Below are 20341 nucleotides of genomic sequence, written 5' to 3'. Positions count from 1 at the left end.
TGTCCTCTATACGGACTCTTGCGGACTCGGGCAACCGAAAAGGCGGGCACCGTGTCCTCTATACGGCCTCTTGCGGACTCGGGCAACCGAAAAGGCGGGCACTGTGTCTTCTATAATGATGCCTCTTGCGGACTCGGGCAAACGAAAAAGGCGGGCACCATGTCTTCTTTACGGCCTCTTGCAGACTCGGTCAAACGAAAAGGCGAGCTCCGTGTTCTCTATACAGCCTCTTGCAGACTCGGTCAAACGAAAATACGGGTTCCATGTCCTCTATACGGCCTCTTGCGGACCCGGTCAAACTAAAAGGCGGGCACCATGTCTTCTTTACGACCTCTTGCAGACTCGGTCAACCAAAAAGGTCCGCTCTGTGTCTTGTATACGGCTTCTTTCGGACTCGGTCATCCCAAAAAATCAGCTCCGTGTCCTCAGGAAACTCACATAAAGAACACCTACTTCTCAAATTCTAACAAGAACCTTTCAATCAGATCCATCGAAAAGCCTTTCCGATATAAAGCTTGCTTCATCTTTTGCTCATATTCGAAACCGCTGAATTGAGAGTATTTCCGATGGGCTTTTTCCCCCTGAAACCTGATGGCTTCCATTTCCTCATCAACTTCTTTATTCACATCAGTTTCATTTACAGCAATATGAATAACCTCAAAAGGATATCCTTTTCTAAGCAGCAACTGCTCCAGCTTTTGCTTTTGAATTTTCTGAGAGTCCTTTGAATTCTTCTGGAAGAACTTTTCGCTCATTTTTGTTGCTTTTTCAATCTGCTGCTCGAGCGGAAATTCCTCGAGTGCACTAAGTCGAATTCCCTCCTCAATCCCTCTTTCCTTTAATTCCAGTTTGATTAAATCAGGACCTTTATCAGTCGTATTCGCTTGTGTTCGTACATAAGCAAAAGCATAATCCTCATCATTGATGTATTTCTGATTTGTTAATTTATGAACAACTTCCTCGATGGCGGGGTCATCTACATCTTTTTGAATAAGATAATCCCTAATTTCTTTCGCCGACCTCATTCTCCTAGCTAAATAATTTACCGCTAGATTATAAGCCTTACGAATATCATCCTGGAACTGAATTTCCATGAATGAAAAATCATCAATTTCCATGCCTTTTTTTAACTGAAATTTTATTAGTACATCACTATCAACACTAAAGGCAAATTCCTCGCCCTTTCCGTAATCCATAAACACATTGAACCGATCTTGATTTTTCTGCTGTGTGGTGATTTTCGTAATAATAGCCATTTCCTTCACCTCAAGAATACTTTACCATATTTTTCATTTAATATAGTAAAATAAATGCAAAAGGGGGTGTTTTCATGAAAATTGCCATTGCAGGCGGGACTGGCTTTGTCGGGAAGGCACTGGTAGATGAATTCCTAAAAAACAATCATAAAGTTGTTATTTTAACTAGAAGGTTACCTAACATAATTAAGAATGACCGAATAAAATATGTACAATGGCTGAGTGAAAATTCAAACCCCATATCCGAACTTCAGAATACGGATATTTTTATTAACCTTGCTGGGGAGTCAATTAGTAGCGGGCGGTGGACAGAGGAAAGAAAAAACAAAATATTAATCAGCCGGCTTGAGGCTGTTAAAGAGCTATTAGAAATTATAAAAAAATTGGAACGAAAACCAAAGGCATTTATTAATGCCAGTGCAGTCGGTATTTATGGAACATCATTAGACATGGTGTTTACAGAAGAAGAGCAAATACTTGGGAATGATTTCCTAGCTGAAACCGTCAGGCAATGGGAATATGAGTCGAGCTTTGCAGCAAAATTGGGAATACGCACTTCTTTTTGCAGATTCGGAATTATCCTTGACCGTGATGAAGGAGCATTGCCAAAAATTGCATTTCCATATAAGGCTTTTATTGGAGGGAATATCGGCCATGGCAGGCAGTGGATGTCGTGGATTCACATTGAAGATATAGTTAAAGGAATTACTTTTATTATTGATAACGAGGACATCCAAGGACCAGTTAATTTTACGGCACCAAACCCGGTTACGATGAGCGAGTTTGGAAAAACACTTGCACTGAAATTACACCGCCCTCACTGGTTGCCGGTTCCCAGCTTTGCCCTCCGATTATTTTTGGGAGAAATGAGTACATTAGTTGTCGATGGTCAAAAAGTATTACCTAATAAATTATTGGATTCAGGTTTTGAATTTAAATACCCTGATCTTCAAAAAGCCTTACAAAATATATTTTCTTAAAATCAGTATCATTCCTTTCCTATAAGGTAAAAATGGAAATAAGTACATAAAGTGCTTTATTTTTACCACATAGCTTGATGACGATTGACAAAAAAATGTTGAAAGGAATGAGCAAAAATGGCTGAAAAGAAGAAAAAGGATAAGGATAGAGGGAAATACAGTCTTACAAGCATGCAAGAGGTATCCTACCAGCGGGAATTTAAAATGGCAGACCGTGCAGGCGGTTATTCTGACAGAAAAACGAAACTATAGTCCACCAAATTTTTAAAGAATTTTCCATTAATGGACCCCTTTTAATTTGTTAAAACTAGAGTAGAGAGCATTTTTCCTCTCAAGAGTTAACATTTGAAAGGGGTTTTTATGATGGGCCGTTCACGCGGACATGGTTCACGAGATAAAAATAAAGCTTCACTTCCACAAGTGCCAAAAAACATGAAATCAGATGGACAGGATGTTGAGTTTTCGAAGGAAATGGCTGATGGAGCGGATCTTGAGGCACTGGCACGCGCTAATGCAGCAAACCAGCGCGTCCAAAATCGAAATAGAAAATAATCATAAAAAAAGAAGCAGGTTTGCCCTGCTTCTTTACTATGGGGAAATGGGGAATATAAAATTTTTTATTGTTCTAATGTTTTAACACTAATTCATGTTCACATTTTTTGCACGGACTTTTTGGAAATAGCCTTTGATAAAAGGTACTGCAAATCGGTCAAGTCCGAAGTAGTAAGCTCCAGTGCCTGCGAATAATAGAATCATCGCTGCTGTATAAAGAATTGGGTTAGTGCTTGTTGTTCCGGCGAGCATAAAGTTTAAGTTCATGAATGCGCCAGCGATTAATGCCGGAATCGTTGCTAATCCCACGATTAATCCTAAACCAACTAGCATTTCTCCCCAAGGAATCAAGACGTTAAAGATATGAACATTTGGGATCGCGAATTGTTGTAAAAAGTCAGCGTACCAAGCTTGCACTGCTGGATTTTCCCCTGTTGCATTTACCAGAGCTCCTTTAAGGAAACCGCCTGCATCGAAACCGCCTGTTAATTTATGATAACCTGCCTCAATCCATTGTAAGCCAAGCCAAACTCGTAATACTGTCCATACAACTGCTGCAAGAGGAGTTTTGTACCATCTCATCACAATCATCTCCTATTAATTTCTTGTGAAATATTTCACAAGTTTATTAATGATTTTAACTTCCCTTTTTGTTAGGGGTGGATCAGCTAGCTGTTATTGTAGAAGAAGTTTGTGAATCCTTTCACTATCTTCTCTACACTTTTAATATACTCTCCTCCTCAGAAAATGACAACGACTTTCACATTTTTTTAACATTTTAATATTAGAAATTTGGAGGTATTGTGAACATCATAAATTAATATCTCCATAACGTTTGTGGATGTTGTGCATAAGTGTTTTAAATAACGTAATACCAATCCGTACATTGTGGATAAGTCTGTGGAAAAATAAACAAGCCTTCCTTATGTAAAGATGACATTATTGATTTAATGTCACCCCGCTTTAAATTTAATACATTCAAGCTTTCAATGAGCAATCCCTTTTGCGACCACTGCTTTAAAATCGTCTGTATAGGTGATGATATCTCCCCATTCCATAAGCTCTTCTTCAGAAATTTTCCAGGTGTGCTTTTCTGCTTCTTGCCGAATTACAGCAAAATGATGGCGATCAGTAGAATAGATGTGATACCCTTTTTCTTTACATTGATCAATGAAAAAGTAATCCTCAGCTCGATTCACTTTTTCAAATTGAACCTGTTGAAAAACATCTTTTCTAAACATAAGTGTTGCTCCGGCAACAGTGTCAACGAAGGAATTTTCTTTACCCGACATATAAATCAGTGCTCTTTTATTTTTAAAATAAATATATAATGAACTTTTGCCGATTATTGAAATATTTTTATTTTTAAAAGCATCCATCCCACTGCTTATATATTCAGGACCGTAATAGTCATCGTCATCAAATTTTGCTATAAAATCATACTTTGATTTCATAATCCCAAAATTCAGGCAGTCGCCTAATGTTGCTTTTTCATGCAGTTGATATACCTGGACACGCTGAAAATTCTTTGCCTTTGCGATCCATTTATCAATGTCCATGGAATCCTTATTTAGGATAATAATTAGCTCTTTATCCTTCCAGGTTTGCTGTCGATAATTTTCGAAAACATTATTGATACTCTCATCTCTTATTGTACAAGTAATTATAGAAACCACTTTCTCCACTCCCTCCATCTAATTTAGAATAATATTTAGGAGTTCAAGATTTTCTCTAAAAGGCTGGTTAAATTGGTGAATTCCCCAAGGGATTTAAGGGAATTAATATCTTCTTGAATGCCTTTTCTTTCGTCTGAACCAAAACCTGCAGCCCCAAGGATATTAATATGACGTACATCTATTTGAAGTAATAGGACAGTTGCTTGAAGAATGCGAATAAATCTCTCTTGGAATTCTTGAAATCTCTCTGCATAGGTTTGCACGAGTAACTTGTACTCTCTTAGTACCTTATTCATCGTTAATAAATTTACTATGCCTGCAAGCTCTAATCCAAGAATTAAAACATCGACGTCATGATGCTTTAAGATAAAGAGACCCAGGTTATTAATTGCCTCTTTCCATTTACTTATTCCCACAGGATGTTCTTGGTGGTACGTTATTAAATCGTTGGACACAATATATTTGGCACCCAGTTTATATAAACGGTACCCTATTTCCCAATCCTCGTAGCCGTACTGGACAAAGTCCTCATCAAACAAACCTGCTTGTTGGATAAACTCTTTACGGATGGAAACATTCCCTGTAAGAAATGCCATCCATGGAAACATAAATCCATCTAGGTCCACATCAAAATTTTTAACTATTGTCTCAAACCACGTAAATGGTTTAAAGACTAAATCCGTATAGGTTTTATTGGTAATATCGTCTTTTTCTATTAATGGATACGGCTTTTCATACGGTAATTTTAAGTCTTGCAGCTTTCTATTTTTCTCTGGATTATTTTTGGTTAAGGCTTCGATCCTGTTCATTACATCCTGAGGAAACTCAGGAAAGATACATGAATAAATCTTCTTAGAATGCATCACGCCTGACAAAATAACCTTATTTTGCGATTGATGAGACTTAATATGCTTTTCAACAAAATCAGGTTCTGTTATCATTTCAGCATCTAGAAAAATCAGGATGCTCCCTTTTGCTGCTTGAATACCTATATTTCGCACCTTTGCTCTTCCGAGATTACTATTATTACGTATATATTTAAAATGATAGGGTGGATTATAACCTTTAAGTTTTTCTTCTGTTTGGTCAGTAGATGCATCATCTATAAAGATTACTTCTATTTTTGAGGGATTAAATGTTTGTTGTTCGAGTGAGTAAAGGGTAAATATATTGAGTGGAAATTTATTATAAGAGGGAATAATGATACTGACTTCAATATTTTGATTCTTATTATTTTCTCTGTTTGCCTTACTAGTTTTTTTGGTGGTTTGGCTGTTTTTTTGCTTCACTCTTACATCCGTTTCTTTTACAGGACGATCTGGCCAAATTCCGTAAAGCCCCTCTTTGTTAATACTTATCTGTTGATTGATATAAGTCTTAAGTTGTTTTTTAGTCCGGCAATGGTCCCAAAGCCTAATCTCTTTGATTTCTCCTTTAAAAGATCCGCCTGACAAACTACCAATAATCCCTGTCGGGTAGACATACCTTTTAGGACTTCGTTCACCAATTTTCACAAATTCACCATTAATGTATAAATATGGATATCCATTATCATAAACAATGGCAATATGAATAATATCGTTAATTTCTGTTTCATGTACTAACACGGCAAAAGTATTTATTTCCGTATGTTCAAGGACAATTACTCCATTTTTTCCCACTGAAACACTAATTCCTGCTTCATCATAAAACTCCCCATTTCCTGGTCCAACGATATAATTTTTCCCATCTGCATTTATAGGTTTTTCGCGTGATTGTTTATCAATCCGATGAACGCTATCTGGCTTCACCCAAAACTCATAAGTGAATGAATTAATAAGCTTAGTCAGCAAAATTTCATATAAGCTATTTCCTAACATGCCGCCCCCTCCATTCCCTTGTATTCAATAACTAGTCCATATGTTGAGCTTTTACACTATATGCTCAACGTACTATTATGTCTAAACTTATCCCCAGTTATAAACGAGTTTTTCTGATTATTTTCAAATTCTTAAAAAACTAAAAAAAGAGGGCTGCTGCCCTCTTTTTTTACTATTGAGCTGTCAATACTTTGTCTTCATTTGCTGTCTGATACTCACCCACTATTGGGAAATAAGAAATTTCTTTATCTTGATTAGCCAGCCCCTCTACCTCCCTCTTTGTCGCCCTGATTATATAAGTTTGTTTGAATGTTTGTTCAATCAAGTTAGACGGAAGGCTTTGAAAATAATTGCTCTGAGCATGTACAAACCAGAGCTCTTCTTTGCAGCTTCTTTGTTGGTCAGAAACTGCTGTATCCTCAACTTTAAAACTTCTATCCTTCTGAGTATTTAGGCAGACATAGACCAAATCTTCGATAACTGCACTGGCGGTAGGAAACATTCCCGCTCCAGGTCCTTGCAGTGTAATTCTGCCAACAATATCTGAATGAACACTAACAGCATTCTCGACGCCTTCAACATGATAAAAAGGATTTTCTTTCCCGACAAGTGCCGGCTTCACGGATACCTGTATTTGACCGCGTTCATTAGAGATACTTGCAATATGTTTAAACCTCAATCCTAATTTTTCGGCAGCGTCAATTAATTCACTTGTGATGGAAGTGATTCCTTCACGCTCAACATCCTGCCAATTCGGTTCTTCCCCAAATGCAAGTCGGCTTAGAATCATTGTTTTGTAAAATGCATCGAAGCCTTCGACATCATTGGTTGGGTCTGCTTCTGCATAGCCATTTTCTTGAGCCTGAAGCAGAGCTTCGGCAAAGGACCACTTCTTTTCTCTCATTTCGGTTAGGATGAAATTCGAGGTCCCATTTAATATTCCTTGAATTTGTTGAACCCGGTTAATTTTTAATAGTTGTTTTAGTGTTTGAATCACCGGGATTCCCCCGGCAACTGTGGCTTCAAAGCCCACAGAGACGTTATTTTGTTCTGCAAGCTCTATCAGTTGTTTTCCATGGTGTGCAAACATTTCCTTATTGGCTGTAATAATGTGGCAGCCCCGCTCAATTGCTTTTTGCAAAAATGTATAGGTCGGCTCCTTGTTTACAATGGCTTCAATTACAATATCAAGCTTTGGCAAGTTGAGTATATCTTCAAAGTTTGTAGTTACTAAAATATTTTTACGAATATTTCTTTCCCTCTGTTTATTTTTGATTAGAATCGCGGCCACTTCCACTTTCTTGCCTAAAACGGCTTCAAGGTCGTCAGCATGGGATTCAATCGTCCGGTAGACACCTTCACCAACCGTACCAAAACCTAAGATTGCCACCTTTATAACAGTCATCTTTTGCACCCCTTCAATAAATAATTTGAAAATACGAAAAACCCTCTTCATAAGAAGAGGGCTTAGATTCCTCCTCTTATCTATCAGGTTTTATAAAAACCTGCAGGAATTAGCACCTTTTCAAGGATTACCTTGAAGGTTGCCGGGCTTCATCGGGCCATGTCCCTCCGCCGCTCTGGATAAGAGATATATAATTTTTCATTAAATTTCCAAGAATATAAAATGAATATTAGCTGAATCTTCTGTCAAAGTCAATAGTTTTTTTTATAGAGGCAATAATTCAATTGATTCCTTGTTACCGATTTTTTCAATCATAAAAAACCATTCCTGCGGTTTATTAGAAAGCACTGAATAATACGTTGTGAGAAAATCTTTTACAAGTGCTGCTGGCAAACGATCTACCTCATCACTTGTAGGCATAAAGCATAAGTCAAGGCCGGAGACAGCCTCACCGTTATTTTCCCATGATGGATGAACGTAAGCTAGATCTAGACGTTTATAGCCTAGGTGGGATAGTACCTCCCTGCGCACATAAGGATCCATCACTTTCACACCGCCAAATTCATGATGTTCCACTCTATAAGGATCATAAATTTCAGCGAACATACCAAATAGCTCTTTTTCGTTCTCTTTTGCAAGCAATTGTAAATCCTTCAAACGATTCTGAGCTAAAAATCGGCCAAGGCCTAACCCTGGCTTACTGATAATGGTGAAATCTGTCATTGCGATATTCCAATCATGGTAATAGCGGTATTCTGTAGCTCCAACTACCAGTTCATCATCAATAGCAACAAACACTCGGATACTTGGATCTTCTAACGGTTCTTTCCATAGCTCATAATCCAATACTTCCTCAGGCGGGAATATCTTCCCCATTAAATCATGAAGTTTTTTAAAATTTGGGTCATCAATATTTGTTATTCGTTTATACTCCATTTGTAAATACGCCCCCATTCTTTATTTGAATGGATTCCTCCATTCCATAATCGCTGCATGATTGCAGGATTCTTCATCATCTAGATAATTTGTTGAAACACCTAAGGGCACACGGCCGCAGCCGAGGAGAAAGGTAATGACAGGGTCCTTTACATCCCCCTTAATGATGGCATCCAGGTATTCTTCGGGCGTCATTTGATGCGCCACTTTATGATAGCCTGGCATCCTGCCCCCACCAAGCAGACGGTCAAACCCCTTTTCAATCACAACATGATACATAGCCTGCATCATTAACTTACCAAGCCCCAGTTTTCGGTACTTTGGGCGAACACTAATATCTACAATATACAAGGAACTTCCATTCGGTTTATGGTTACGGATATACCCGTGGTCTGTGATTTCTTCCCATGAATGATTCATTTCTTTTGGATCAAAATCCACACATAGCCCGGTGAGTGAGCCTGCTAATACTCCATCCACTTCCACACATATAGCTCCTTCTGGAAAAAGGGTAACATGGTTATTTAATTGCTCTTTATTCCACCATAATTCTGATGGAAAAGGAGGAGGAAAGCATTCCGCTTGGATCTTTATGAGCTGGTCAAAATCCTCTTTTGTATAATTGCGAATGATAACCGGCATTGGTTTATCCTTATCAAAAACAAAAAATTCACTTCTGTACATCCGATCACATCCTACTTTTCCCAATCAGGGTATAAATCAATTCTGCGGTCACGCCAGGTTGTAACAGAACCACGTTCGCGGACTTCATACAAAAGATCTAAATCAAGATCAGCTGTCACAACCATATCATCATTGATTTCCCCTTCCACTAAAATGCCGCGCGGCGGGAAAGGTATATCATTAGGAGTAATAATAACTGCCTGGCCAAAATTAGACCGCATAAAGTCAACTGTTGGAAGAGAGCCAACTGTTCCGGTTAAAACCACATATACTTGATTTTCGATTGCTCGTGCATGACTTGTATAACGCACTCGATGAAAGCCATGACGATCATCCGTACAGGATGGACAGAAAATAACATCAGCGCCTTTTGCCTTAGCCATACGGACTATTTCCGGAAATTCAATATCATAGCAGGTAAGAAGCGCTATTTTCCCTTTGTCTGTTTCAAAAATTTGAAACGAATCACCGGGTTCCATGCTCCACTCCTTAACTTCTGTGGGAGTTATATGAAGCTTTGCCTGCTCGCCAATTCTTCCGTCAGGGTAAAATAAATGGGCCGTATTGTAAAGCTTATTATCTTTTTTAATAACATGCGTGCCGGCAATAATATGCATGTTAGTCTGTCTGGCAAAGTTAGAAAACAGCTCTCGGTATTGTTCCGTAAAGCCTGGCAAATCGTTAATCGTTAAGCTTTTCCCCTGTCCGTTGCCAATGGAAAGAAGCTGTGTGGTAAAAAACTCAGGGAACAGAACAAATTCTGCCCCAAATTCTTCAGCTGTTTTTATATAATGCTCACATTGGGAGGCGAATTCTTCAAACGAATTAATCGTATGTAAATGGTACTGCACAACAGAAACTCTATATTTCATATCTAACCTCCACACTTTTAATTTGGAAATTTTCCCTAAGGAAATTATTCCCTATTTTGGTTTTTCATACAAATAATTTGGCCAAATGAAAAGCCCGCCGATTTAGCGAGCTTTATATTATTGCTGCAGTTTTCCCTCAGCAAGTTTAATTTGTGCCTTCACCTGCTCAGGAGACGTTCCCCCGAAGCTATTGCGGACAGCCACTACATGTTCTGGGGCTAAAACTTCATAAATATCCTCTCCAAATAATGGGCTGAACTTCTGATATTCATCGAAGCTTAAATCTAGCAAAAATTTGTTGGATTGGATCGCATATAAAACAATTTTCCCAATAACTTCATGGGCATCCCGGAACGGCAATCCTTTTCTAACTAGATAATCGGCAATATCTGTAGCATTAGAAAAATCATTGTTAATCGCTTTTCGCATGATATCTTTATTCACGGTCATTGTTTCAATCATCGGTGCGAGAAGCATTAATGAGCCTTCCAGCGTTTCAACGGTATCAAACATACCTTCTTTATCTTCTTGTAAATCTTTATTATACGCCAGTGGCAATCCTTTGAGGACTGTTAATAAACCTATTAAATTGCCATAGGTACGCCCTGTTTTTCCTCTAAGCAATTCTGGTACGTCAGGATTTTTCTTTTGCGGCATGATGCTTGATCCGGTACAAAACGAATCATCAAGCTCTACAAATTGGAATTCCTGGCTGGACCAAATCACTAATTCTTCAGAAAATCTGGAGATATGCGTCATGATGATCGACCCGATTGATAAAAATTCAAGAATAAAATCTCGGTCACTGACGGCATCCATGCTATTTGGATAGATTGTTTCAAATCCCAGCAGGTCGGCAACAAGTTCGCGATTTACCGGAAAGGTCGTCCCTGCTAATGCTCCAGAACCAAGTGGAAGCCAGTTTACACGTTTCAAAGAATCTAACAATCTCTCTTTATCACGTTCAAACATCCAAAAATATGCCATTAAATGATGGGCAAATGACACCGGCTGAGCACGCTGCAAATGTGTATACCCAGGAATCAGTGTTTCTACGTTCTCCGTGGACTGCTTGATAATCGCCTGCTGGACATCTTCGACTAATTTAATCAATTCAGTTGTTTTTGTACGAAGATATAAATGCATGTCCGTTGCAACTTGATCGTTACGGCTGCGTCCAGTATGGAGCTTGCCGCCGACAGGTCCAATTTCTTCAATTAATAGCTTTTCTATATTCATATGAATATCTTCATCTTCTATTAAAAATTCTACTTCATTACGATCCACTTTCTCTTTAATCTTAAGAAGACCATTTTTTATTTTGTCGGCATCGTCCATTGGGATGATACCGCATTCCCCAAGCATTGCCACATGTGCAAGGCTTCCGGCGATATCTTCTTTTGCTAGTTTTTGATCAAAAGAGATTGATGCAGTAAATTCTTCGACTAATTTATTCGTTTCTTTTGTAAAACGTCCGCCCCATAGCTTGGACATCAGTGTTCCCCCTTACTTCCTCTAAGAAGTTTGCCCCCGAAATTTTGGCTTCGAGGGCGCTTTAGAATTATTTTAAAACTGAGTCTTTTTTGGTTACTTCTGAATAAACCTTTGTTGGGAGTCCCCATAGTTTAATAAAACCAACTGCTGCGTTGTGGTCGAATGCATCACCTTTTGTATAGGTTGCTAGTTCCTCGTTATAAAGGCTGAATGGAGATTTACGTCCAACAACAGTATGATTGCCTTTATGGAGCTTCACGCGAATTGTTCCAGTAACAGTTTTTTGTGTTTCATCAATAAACGCATCAAGAGCTGGTTTAATTGGCGAATACCAAAGGCCTTCATAAATAATCTTTGCCATCTGCTGCTCAACCTGTGTCTTGAATTGAGTTACTTCACGAGTCAATGTTAAAAACTCTAATTCTTTATGAGCATTGATTAAAATTAGTGCTGCAGGATTTTCATAGACTTCACGTGATTTAATTCCTACTAATCTATTTTCGATATGATCGATACGGCCAACACCATGTTTGCCGCCAAGAGCGTTCAACGTTTCAATTAATTGAACTAATGGAAGTTTTTCTCCATTAAGGGCAACAGGAACGCCTTGTTCAAAGTCAATTTCAACATACTCTGCTTGGTCTGGAGTAAGTTCAATTGGATTCGTCCAATCGTATGCTTCTTCAGGTGCTTCAGCCCATGGATTTTCAAGGACACCAGCTTCACAAGCACGTCCCCAAATGTTGGCATCAATCGAGAACGGATTATCTAAATCAACAGGAATTGGAATTCCGTTTTCCTGCGCATACTTGATTTCCTCATCACGTGTCATGCCCCATTCACGAACCGGAGCGACCACTTTTAAACTTGGATTCAATGCTTGAACAGAAACCTCGAAGCGAACCTGGTCATTTCCTTTACCTGTACAGCCGTGAGCTACAGCTGCAGCACCCTCTTGTTCAGCAACCTCAACTAGTAATTTTGAAATTAATGGTCGTGAAAGGGCAGAAGAAAGCGGGTATTTCCCTTCATATAAGCAATTCGCCTTCAAAGCTGGAAGAATATATTCTTTTGCTAACAATTCTTTCGCATCGATCATGATGGCTTTAACAGCGCCAACGTTTAGCGCTTTATTTTTAATTGCTTCAAGATCTTTCCCTTCACCAACATCCAGGCCTAATGCAATGACATCATATCCGTATTTTTCCTGAATCCATTTAACCGATACCGAAGTATCTAAACCGCCTGAATAGGCTAAAACAATTTTCTCTTTCGTCATTTTTTATATCTCCTTACGTTTGCATGTATTATTATTCAACCGATAGAATTATTATACACTAAATCTCAAAAAAATAAATACTATTATGCTAGTAATAATTTTAAAATTGCTTTTTGTGCATGTAAGCGGTTTTCTGCTTCATCAAAAACAACGGAATGTGGCCCGTCGATGATTTCGGCCGTTACCTCTTCGCCGCGATGTGCCGGTAAACAGTGCAAGAAGATGAAATCATCTTTAGCATACTGACAAAGCTCCTTATTGACCTGATAGGATGCGAAATCCTTAAGTCTCTTTTCTGTTTCTTCTTCCTGGCCCATGCTGGTCCATACATCTGTCACAATGACATCGGCACCCTTCACAGCTTGAATTGGGTCATTGGCAATCATAACAGTGCTGCCAAATTGTTTCCCTGCTTTAATTGCCTTTTCGGTAATTTTTCCATCAGGCAAATATCCCGGCGGACTGGCAATGCTAATATCCATTCCCACTTTCACCGCGCCCTCCATTAAGGAATGAGCCATATTATTGTTTCCGTCCCCAATATAGCAAATCTTTAATCCGGCCAATTTCCCTTTATGTTCAAGTATGGTTAAAAGGTCTGCCATTACTTGCGTGGGATGCTGCAAATCCGTTAAACCATTTATAACGGGGATAGAAGCATGCTCTGCTAATTCTTCAACTGATTCATGGCCAAAAGTACGGATCATTAAGCCATCAACATAGCGCGATAATACTTTTGCCGTATCGGAAATACTTTCGCCTCTTCCAAGCTGAATATCACGTGAACTCAAGAATATCGCATGGCCCCCGAGCTGAAGCATGCCAACCTCAAACGATACCCTTGTACGCGTCGAAGATTTTTCAAATATCATTCCCAATACTTTCCCGCTTAAGTATGGATGCGGTTTACCCTGTTTTTGCAAAGCCTTCAGTTCCTGAGCCTCGTCCAGAAGATATAGGATTTCCTCTGGACTGAAATCAGAAAGCTGTAAAAAATCTTTTCCTTTAAATTGTAATTTATTCTCGTTCAACTTAATGGCTTCTAGCATGAACGGCACCTCTTTCATTCAAATTGTAAAATTCGCTTACTGAGCGAACATCAAGATTAGTAAGTGGAGCATTTTGTAAACCGATGGTCGCTTCCACCGTATCTAAATGCGTGTAAACCGGTACCTTATACCGTATCGCCTGCTCCCGAATTTGAAAACCAAATTTCAGTTTATTTCGGCCTTGGTTTGGCAGGTTAATGACTGCCTTCATTTTCTGATTACGGAATAGGTTGTTTATATCCTGATCATCCCTTACCACTTTATCAACAGGGATTCCATTTATTTCAAAAAACAATGCTGTTCCTTCTGTGGCCGCTAATTTAAACTTTTTTTCTAACAGCTCTTCAACTATTGGAAGACTTGCCTGCTTTTCCCGATCAGAAATGGAGCATAAAATATAGTTATCTTCCATTTTTCCCTCTAAAGCCGGTATTGCCTTATTTAGAGCTTCTCGATAGGTCAGACCCATTCCAAGCGCTTCACCAGTTGATTTCATTTCAGGCCCAAGTACATGGTCAACACCCTTTAGTTTACTTGATGAAAAAATAGGTGCTTTCACTGAAAAATAATTTGGTTCCGGCATTAATCCTTGGTTCAAACACAAATCACTTAAGGATTGGCCTAATTGTACACTCGTGGCCCACTCAATCATCGGAACTCCAGTTACTTTGCTGATAATAGGCACTGTTCTTGATGACCGTGGGTTTACTTCTAATACATAGACTTGATTTTCATAAATAACAAACTGGATATTCATCATTCCAACAATCGGCGTAGTCTTTGCAATTTTGCTCGCATAATCTATCAATGTTTCTTTTACCTTTTGTGATAATGAAATTGGTGGAAAGACTGAGATACTATCGCCTGAGTGAACACCTGCTTTTTCAATATGTTCAAAGATTCCTGGGACCACAATCGTTTCCCCATCACTAATCACATCAATCTCGCATTCTAGTCCGGGTATAAACTTATCAACTAATAACGGCCACATTTTTTCGCTTGAGTTATTTTCAAGCTGCTTCGTGTAGTTTCTTAGTTCCTCTTCTGAAAAAATGGTAAACATCGATTGTCCGCCAATCACGTAAGATGGTCTTACGAGAACTGGGTAGCCTAATTCTCCTGCTGCTTCAACCAGTTTTTCTGTGGTATCGGCGGTTTTTCCTTCAATATGAGGAATTTGTAAATCCTCTAGAAGCTGATAAAATTCTTTCCGGTCTTCTAATCGATCTACATTCTGAACTGCTGTGCCCAGGATTTTTACCCCTTCTTCTTCTAAATCATGTGCCAGATTAATAGCCGTCTGCCCGCCGAATTGTATCAATACCCCTTCGACTTTTTCTTTTTCAATAACATGCAAAACATCTTCTGCAGCAAGGGGTTCAAAATATAGTCGATCCGCAACCGAATAATCGGTGCTGACAGTTTCTGGGTTATTATTAATCACTACAGCCTCAAAGCCTTTTTTCTTTATTGCTTTTGCCGCATGTACTGAGCAGTAATCGAATTCAATTCCCTGGCCAATTCTTATCGGTCCTGAACCAATGACAAGAATCTTCTTCTTGTTGGTAATTTCCACTTCATCAAACCCATGCCAGGTAGAGTAATAGTATGGAGTAACGGCATCAAATTCTGCCGAACATGTATCAACCATCTTATAGCCTGGTTTCCAATTTAGTTCCTTCCATTTGCTTCTCACTTGTTTTTCAGGAATATTGTAAATTTGCGATAAAAGCTTATCAGCTATATTATTTCGTTTAGCTTGCTTCAGCAGGGCAACTGGGACTTCGCTCCATTGGTATGACACTAAAGCCTTTTCTAAATCCACGATTGAATTAATTTTGTGCAAAAACCATGAATCAATTTGGGTCAGCTGTTGAATTATTTCAAAAGATATCCCTCTTTTGAATGCTTCAGCAATAATAAAGAGACGTCGGTCATTCGCTGTTTTAAGAAGTTCAATGATGGATGATTCTGTTAATGACTTATTTGCCTCTATGCAAAGACCATATACATTCATTTCCATCGACCTGATTGCTTTATTCATAGCACCTTCAAATGTTCGATCAATGGCCATGACTTCCCCAGTTGCTTTCATTTGCGTCCCTAATGTTCGATCGGCTTCAGGGAATTTGTCAAACGGAAAGCGCGGCAGTTTCACCACAATATAATCAATCGCTGGCTCAAACGATGCAAAGGTATTGCCTGTTATCGGATTCACAATCTCGTCTAAGTGATAGCCAATCGCGCACTTTGCCGCCATTCTTGCTATTGGATAGCCGGTAGCTTTAGATGCCAAAGCAGATGAGCGGCTAACCCTCGGATTTACTTCGATGATGTAGTACTGATTGGATTCAGGATGTAGCGCAAACTGAATATTACAGCCTCCGATAATCCCTAATTCACGAATAACCTTTAGGGAACAATCACGGAGCATCTGATACTGAACATCTGTCAAGGTTTGTGATGGCGCAACTACAATTGAGTCGCCCGTATGGACACCAACTGGGTCCATGTTTTCCATATTACAAACAATGATGCAGGTATCATTGGCATCTCTCATGACTTCGTATTCGATTTCCTTCCAGCCTTTTATGCTGCGTTCAACTAACACCTGATGTATCGGACTTGCAGCTAAACCTTTTTTCAGAACGATTTCGAGTTCCTCTGCATTGTGGGCAAAACCGCCTCCATCTCCTCCAAGTGTATAGGCTGGACGGATAATGACAGGAAAACCAATTTCGTTAACAAATGCTACGCCTTCATCGTAGCTGTGAATGATTGCTGATTCTGGAATTGGTTCGCTGATCTGGAGCATCAAATTACGGAACTTTTCACGGTCCTCTCCTTTTTTGATTGACTCTACTGAAGTTCCAAGCAGTTCTACATTGTATTTTTCTAATATATTCTGTTCATATAATTGTACTGTTAAATTTAATCCAGTTTGCCCGCCAAGGGTACCGATGATTCCATCCGGCTTTTCCTTTTGGATGATCTTTTCAATCGTTTCAACATTCAATGGTTCAATATACACCTTATCGGCTACGGCTTCATCCGTCATGATGGTAGCAGGATTATTGTTGATTAAAACGACTTCTAAACCCTCTTCCTTAAGAGCAATACAGGCTTGTGTTCCTGCATAGTCAAATTCTGCTGCCTGACCGATAACAATCGGGCCTGATCCGATTACTAGTACTTTTTTTAAGTTTTTATTTAAAGGCATAGCGAGTCTCTCCTAGTGAAGCTATCTGGCTTACGAAATCTTTTAAAATATATTCTGTATCACTTGGGCCCGGATGGGCTTCAGGATGGAATTGAACTGTTTGGATTGGATAGCTTTGATGCTTTAATCCTTCAATTGATTGGTCGTTCACATTACGGTAGGTAATATCAAACACCTGACAATCGATGCTTTCATCAATGACCACAAAACCATGATTTTGGGCTGTCATTTTCACTTTTCCTGTTTGCAATTCTTTTACAGGATGATTGCCTCCGCGGTGGCCGTAGGCAAGTTTTGCTGTTTTCGCACCGTATGCCAAGGCGATTAACTGATGCCCCAAGCAAATTCCGAGTGTTGGGAAGTACTGACTAATCTTTTTTATTTCCGAAAAGTACTTCTGAAGTGCCATCGGATCTCCGGGACCATTTGAGAGTAAGACTCCATCCGGATTCAATGCTTTAATTTTTTCATATGAAGTATTATAAGGCACGATTGTAACGGAACAGCCTTCCTCTAAAAGGGCATTCAGAATCGACTTTTTATAACCAAAATCGATTAATACAACATGTGGTCCATTGTTTTTGAAAAATTGTATCTTTTTCGTCGATACTTTTTCCACCCATAGTGGTGCTTTTTCAGTATCTAAGAATTGTGTTTCCTTCGCTGTACTTAAATATCCTTTAACTGTTCCGCGGCTTCGAATGGTTTTGACAAGAAGTCGAGTATCCACTCCGGCAATCCCTGGGACACCTGCCTGCTTTAGTTTTTCGGAAAATTTATTTATCGATTGATAATGACTCGGCATTTCACATAAATCCCCGATTACTACTCCCGCTAATGCTGGGGAGATGCTTTCATCATCGAGCGCATTAACACCGTAATTTCCAATTATCGGGTAACAAAATGTAATGATTTGTCCAGCATAGGAAGGATCGGTAATGATTTCTTGGTAGCCCGTCATACTCGTATTAAAAACGACTTCACCAAGAGAATCCTTTTGTGCACCAATCAGGATTCCTTCAAATACTTCTCCCGTTTCCAAAGTAAGATATCCTTGTTTCAAAACACTCACTCGCCTTTCTCTATACTTTGGAATGTTTTTTCCAACTTGATAATAAATTCATTTATTTCCTCTTTTGATGCAGTTAATGGTGGTAAAATCCGTACCACATTTGGGCCTGCTGTTAATATCAACAGGTCATTGGTTATCGCTTTTTGGACAATTTCTAGGGCGTTAATTTCGACAACCAACCCTTTTAGGAGACCCTTTCCGCGAATATCTTTTATAAAAGGGTACTTTTCTTTCAGACTTTGAAGCTGTGAATCTAAGTACTCCGAAATTACTTTAACTTGATCTAATAGGTTCGTTTCAATTATATGAGTAAGAGTTGCCAGACCGGCGGCCGTTGCTAAAGGGTTTCCGCCAAAGGTACTGCCATGGCTGCCTGGTTCAAAGCCTTTTGCCGCTTCTTCTTTGGCGATAATAGCCCCGATAGGAAATCCAGAGCCAAGACCTTTGGCGATACTAATGACATCCGGCTCGATGGAGTACTCCTCATAGGCAAAAAGAGTTCCTGTTCTACCGATCCCTGTTTGGATTTCGTCGACCATTAGAAGGATGTCATTTTCCTTGCAAATCTGTGCGATTTTTTCAATCCATACCTGGTTTGCTGGAATAACTCCGCCTTCACCTTGGACAAGTTCTAGAAGAACTGCAGCAGGTTTAATGCTGTTAAGTTCATCAAGTGCATCAATATCATTAAACGGCAGATAGCTAAATCCAGGGATTAATGGTGCAAATCCGTGCTGGATTTTTTCCTGACCGGTAGCTGTTAATGTTCCTAACGTTCTGCCGTGGAAGGATTGCATGAAAGTTACAATTGTGGGTGACTCATTCCCTTTTACTTTGTTGGAGTATCTTCTGGCCAGTTTAATGGCTGCTTCGTTCGCTTCTGCACCGCTGTTGCAAAAGAAGACTTGATCGCCACAGCTGTTAGCTGTAAGAAGTTCTGCCAGTTCCTCTTGATTTGGAATGTTGTATAGATTCGAACAGTGCCAAAGATTTTGCAGTTGTTCTTCAAGTTTTTCTTTTACAGCATTGGGAACATGCCCTAGGTTACAAGTAGCGATTCCAGAAGTGAAATCTAAGAATTGGTTATCTTGATTATCCCATACATAGCTTCCCTTCCCTTTTACAAGTGTGACAGGAAAGCGTCCGTAGGTTGCCATCACAGGCGAGATTTGGGAAACGGAAGTAGTATTCGACATTATGCAATCTCCTCATCTAACACAATTTTTGTTCCGATCTTTTTACCGGCGGTATAATCTATAAGACTATTTTTATCGAATCCATTGATGATTCCAACTTCGGGAATGTTGTGAACAAGTCCGTCAATTGCAGCTTTTACCTTTGGAATCATGCCTCCATAAATAGTTTGATTATCAATCATTTCTTCTATTACTGCCTTAGACACTTTATCAAGCTTTGTTTTAGCACCATCTTTTTCGACTAATATTCCAGGAATGTCACTGATAAAACAAAGATTTGCTCCTAGTGCCTTAGCAATTGCTGATGCTGCAATGTCACCGTTAATGTTATAGCGTTGACCACTGGCATCTATTCCAATTGGAGATATTACCGGAATATTTCCTTGAGAAATAATTCCTTCGAGAACTTTTTTGTTAACCCCTGTTACTTCACCAACAAAACCCAGCGTTTCGGCGTTTTGAGTAGGAACTGCTTGCAGCAAGCTTCCATCAACTCCGCTGACGCCAATAGCATTTCCGCCAACTTCAATTAAATTTCTGACGACCTGTTTATTAACGGATCCACTCAATACCATTTCAACTACATCAAGGACCTCATGATTAGTTACTCTTAAACCATTAATAAATGTGGTTTGTACATTTAAGGATTTCAATAACGATGTAATAAGAGGGCCGCCGCCATGTACAATAATCGGCGTCCACTCACCAGCTTCATGCATTTTAACTATGTCTTCATAAAATGATCTGGGCAGATTATCTAACACACTTCCGCCGCACTTAATGACTAAGTATTTCATTTTGCCTGCCTCCC

Annotated in this window: 18 protein-coding genes and 1 riboswitch; of the genes, 3 read left to right on the top strand and 15 right to left on the bottom strand. The window is 39.2% G+C overall.

What is annotated here, in order from left to right; all coding sequences use genetic code 11:
* Positions 1 to 449: 449 nt before the first annotated feature.
* On the bottom strand, positions 450 to 1256 hold the full coding sequence (gene recX / locus ACIFOT_RS11585) for a recombination regulator RecX (RefSeq protein WP_430064627.1): 807 nt from the start codon (positions 1254 to 1256) through the stop codon (positions 450 to 452).
* 74 nt (positions 1257 to 1330) lie between these two features.
* Here recX and ACIFOT_RS11580 point away from each other — a divergent pair, with 74 nt between their 5' ends.
* The 3 genes from ACIFOT_RS11580 to ACIFOT_RS11570 all read left to right on the top strand — a co-directional run bounded on the left by ACIFOT_RS11580 (position 1331) and on the right by ACIFOT_RS11570 (position 2788).
* Entirely contained in the window at positions 1331 to 2236 is a 906-nt protein-coding gene (locus tag ACIFOT_RS11580; protein ID WP_430064626.1) for a TIGR01777 family oxidoreductase, read from the top strand.
* A 117-nt stretch (positions 2237 to 2353) separates the two neighbouring features.
* Positions 2354 to 2488 (top strand): YfhE family protein, encoded by a 135-nt coding sequence (locus ACIFOT_RS11575; RefSeq protein WP_223589763.1) that lies wholly within the window; start codon positions 2354 to 2356, stop codon positions 2486 to 2488.
* Positions 2489 to 2599: 111 nt separating this feature from the next.
* Positions 2600 to 2788 (top strand): YfhD family protein, encoded by a 189-nt coding sequence (locus ACIFOT_RS11570; protein WP_223589761.1) that lies wholly within the window; start codon positions 2600 to 2602, stop codon positions 2786 to 2788.
* A gap of 87 nt (positions 2789 to 2875) precedes the next feature.
* Here ACIFOT_RS11570 and ACIFOT_RS11565 read toward each other — a convergent pair whose 3' ends face one another.
* The 14 genes from ACIFOT_RS11565 to argB form a co-directional block, all read right to left on the bottom strand.
* Positions 2876 to 3370 carry a DoxX family membrane protein gene (locus tag ACIFOT_RS11565; RefSeq protein WP_430064625.1) on the bottom strand — a complete coding sequence of 165 codons (495 nt, stop codon included), beginning with the start codon at positions 3368 to 3370 and terminating at the stop codon, positions 2876 to 2878.
* A 404-nt stretch (positions 3371 to 3774) separates the two neighbouring features.
* Complete coding sequence (locus ACIFOT_RS11560; RefSeq protein ID WP_430064624.1) at positions 3775 to 4464, bottom strand: glycosyltransferase; 690 nt, start codon at positions 4462 to 4464, stop codon at positions 3775 to 3777.
* Between the two features lie 35 nt (positions 4465 to 4499).
* Positions 4500 to 6323, bottom strand: a complete 1824-nt coding sequence (locus ACIFOT_RS11555; RefSeq protein WP_430064623.1) for a glycosyltransferase — start codon at positions 6321 to 6323, stop codon at positions 4500 to 4502.
* Positions 6324 to 6495: 172 nt separating this feature from the next.
* Positions 6496 to 7728 (bottom strand): homoserine dehydrogenase, encoded by a 1233-nt coding sequence (locus ACIFOT_RS11550; RefSeq protein WP_430064622.1) that lies wholly within the window; start codon positions 7726 to 7728, stop codon positions 6496 to 6498.
* Between the two features lie 73 nt (positions 7729 to 7801).
* Positions 7802 to 7914, bottom strand: a riboswitch (SAM riboswitch).
* Between the two features lie 78 nt (positions 7915 to 7992).
* The gene (locus tag ACIFOT_RS11545; protein ID WP_430064621.1) at positions 7993 to 8664 is read right to left on the bottom strand and encodes a GNAT family N-acetyltransferase; all 672 of its coding nucleotides are present in this window, start codon (positions 8662 to 8664) and stop codon (positions 7993 to 7995) included.
* Positions 8665 to 8685: 21 nt separating this feature from the next.
* Positions 8686 to 9348 carry a GNAT family N-acetyltransferase gene (locus tag ACIFOT_RS11540; protein WP_430064620.1) on the bottom strand — a complete coding sequence of 221 codons (663 nt, stop codon included), beginning with the start codon at positions 9346 to 9348 and terminating at the stop codon, positions 8686 to 8688.
* Positions 9349 to 9359: 11 nt separating this feature from the next.
* On the bottom strand, positions 9360 to 10220 hold the full coding sequence (locus tag ACIFOT_RS11535) for a carbon-nitrogen hydrolase family protein (protein ID WP_430064619.1): 861 nt from the start codon (positions 10218 to 10220) through the stop codon (positions 9360 to 9362).
* Between the two features lie 117 nt (positions 10221 to 10337).
* Entirely contained in the window at positions 10338 to 11714 is a 1377-nt protein-coding gene (gene argH, locus ACIFOT_RS11530; RefSeq protein WP_430064618.1) for an argininosuccinate lyase, read from the bottom strand.
* Between the two features lie 67 nt (positions 11715 to 11781).
* Positions 11782 to 12993 (bottom strand): argininosuccinate synthase, encoded by a 1212-nt coding sequence (locus ACIFOT_RS11525; RefSeq protein ID WP_430064617.1) that lies wholly within the window; start codon positions 12991 to 12993, stop codon positions 11782 to 11784.
* An 83-nt stretch (positions 12994 to 13076) separates the two neighbouring features.
* The gene (gene argF / locus ACIFOT_RS11520) at positions 13077 to 14042 is read right to left on the bottom strand and encodes an ornithine carbamoyltransferase (RefSeq protein WP_430064616.1); all 966 of its coding nucleotides are present in this window, start codon (positions 14040 to 14042) and stop codon (positions 13077 to 13079) included.
* Positions 14026 to 17262 carry a carbamoyl-phosphate synthase (glutamine-hydrolyzing) large subunit gene (gene carB, locus ACIFOT_RS11515; protein ID WP_430064615.1) on the bottom strand — a complete coding sequence of 1079 codons (3237 nt, stop codon included), beginning with the start codon at positions 17260 to 17262 and terminating at the stop codon, positions 14026 to 14028. Before carB ends, argF begins: the two co-directional genes overlap by 17 nt.
* On the bottom strand, positions 17249 to 18325 hold the full coding sequence (locus tag ACIFOT_RS11510) for a carbamoyl phosphate synthase small subunit (protein WP_430064643.1): 1077 nt from the start codon (positions 18323 to 18325) through the stop codon (positions 17249 to 17251). The genes carB and ACIFOT_RS11510 overlap by 14 nt, the downstream gene beginning before the upstream one ends.
* A 5-nt stretch (positions 18326 to 18330) precedes the next feature.
* Positions 18331 to 19530: an acetylornithine transaminase gene (locus ACIFOT_RS11505; RefSeq protein ID WP_430064614.1), complete on the bottom strand. Its 1200-nt coding sequence runs from the start codon at positions 19528 to 19530 to the stop codon at positions 18331 to 18333.
* Positions 19530 to 20327: an acetylglutamate kinase gene (gene argB / locus ACIFOT_RS11500; protein WP_430064613.1), complete on the bottom strand. Its 798-nt coding sequence runs from the start codon at positions 20325 to 20327 to the stop codon at positions 19530 to 19532. The genes ACIFOT_RS11505 and argB overlap by 1 nt, the downstream gene beginning before the upstream one ends.
* Positions 20328 to 20341 lie beyond the last annotated feature (14 nt).

The sequence above is a fragment of the Neobacillus sp. NRS-1170 genome (assembly GCF_050468025.1).
Note: the sequence above shows the minus strand (reverse complement) of the source record. Positions and strands in the feature narration are given on the sequence as shown.

What these genes read in the sequence shown, in the direction of transcription:
- ACIFOT_RS11565 (WP_430064625.1), bottom strand. Translation starts at nt 3,370, where the DNA reads ATGAGATGGTACAAAACTCCTCTTGCAGCAGTTGTATGGACAGTATTA.
- ACIFOT_RS11525 (WP_430064617.1), bottom strand. Translation starts at nt 12,993, where the DNA reads ATGACGAAAGAGAAAATTGTTTTAGCCTATTCAGGCGGTTTAGATACT.
- ACIFOT_RS11580 (WP_430064626.1), top strand. Translation starts at nt 1,331, where the DNA reads ATGAAAATTGCCATTGCAGGCGGGACTGGCTTTGTCGGGAAGGCACTG.
- ACIFOT_RS11555 (WP_430064623.1), bottom strand. Translation starts at nt 6,323, where the DNA reads ATGTTAGGAAATAGCTTATATGAAATTTTGCTGACTAAGCTTATTAAT.
- argH (WP_430064618.1), bottom strand. Translation starts at nt 11,714, where the DNA reads ATGTCCAAGCTATGGGGCGGACGTTTTACAAAAGAAACGAATAAATTA.
- ACIFOT_RS11575 (WP_223589763.1), top strand. Translation starts at nt 2,354, where the DNA reads ATGGCTGAAAAGAAGAAAAAGGATAAGGATAGAGGGAAATACAGTCTT.
- ACIFOT_RS11550 (WP_430064622.1), bottom strand. Translation starts at nt 7,728, where the DNA reads ATGACTGTTATAAAGGTGGCAATCTTAGGTTTTGGTACGGTTGGTGAA.
- argB (WP_430064613.1), bottom strand. Translation starts at nt 20,327, where the DNA reads ATGAAATACTTAGTCATTAAGTGCGGCGGAAGTGTGTTAGATAATCTG.
- argF (WP_430064616.1), bottom strand. Translation starts at nt 14,042, where the DNA reads ATGCTAGAAGCCATTAAGTTGAACGAGAATAAATTACAATTTAAAGGA.
- ACIFOT_RS11570 (WP_223589761.1), top strand. Translation starts at nt 2,600, where the DNA reads ATGGGCCGTTCACGCGGACATGGTTCACGAGATAAAAATAAAGCTTCA.
- ACIFOT_RS11540 (WP_430064620.1), bottom strand. Translation starts at nt 9,348, where the DNA reads ATGTACAGAAGTGAATTTTTTGTTTTTGATAAGGATAAACCAATGCCG.
- recX (WP_430064627.1), bottom strand. Translation starts at nt 1,256, where the DNA reads ATGGCTATTATTACGAAAATCACCACACAGCAGAAAAATCAAGATCGG.
- ACIFOT_RS11545 (WP_430064621.1), bottom strand. Translation starts at nt 8,664, where the DNA reads ATGGAGTATAAACGAATAACAAATATTGATGACCCAAATTTTAAAAAA.
- ACIFOT_RS11535 (WP_430064619.1), bottom strand. Translation starts at nt 10,220, where the DNA reads ATGAAATATAGAGTTTCTGTTGTGCAGTACCATTTACATACGATTAAT.
- carB (WP_430064615.1), bottom strand. Translation starts at nt 17,262, where the DNA reads ATGCCTTTAAATAAAAACTTAAAAAAAGTACTAGTAATCGGATCAGGC.
- ACIFOT_RS11505 (WP_430064614.1), bottom strand. Translation starts at nt 19,530, where the DNA reads ATGTCGAATACTACTTCCGTTTCCCAAATCTCGCCTGTGATGGCAACC.